Below are 257 nucleotides of genomic sequence, written 5' to 3'. Positions count from 1 at the left end.
GTTGAAGATAGCTTAGTTTCGCAGATTACTGGTCATTATGGATCAAATAAGACATGTGATCTCTATGCTGAGGTTCCACTTTGGTCAGTTCTTGAGAAGTTTAATTACCAAAGTGCAGTGGTCGAAAGAAATAGATCTCAGGGAGTTGAAAGAGCTTTAAAGTGTAATGATAAATTTTATGATGAGAGTACAGTTTTTGTTTCGTCAGTTGGGACAGGAAAATTATCACAGGAGTACTTTCATGTCGAAAGTGAGAA

Annotated in this window: 1 protein-coding gene; it reads left to right on the top strand. The window is 36.6% G+C overall.

Annotated elements, in window-relative coordinates:
- A partial coding sequence (locus M901_RS15155; protein WP_021279089.1) for a hypothetical protein occupies positions 1-257 on the top strand: 257 nt, incomplete at both ends.

It is taken from the genome of Bacteriovorax sp. DB6_IX, from assembly GCF_000447775.1.
Lineage (GTDB): Bacteria > Bdellovibrionota > Bacteriovoracia > Bacteriovoracales > Bacteriovoracaceae > Halobacteriovorax_A.
This window is presented reverse-complemented; position numbering and strand designations above follow the sequence as displayed.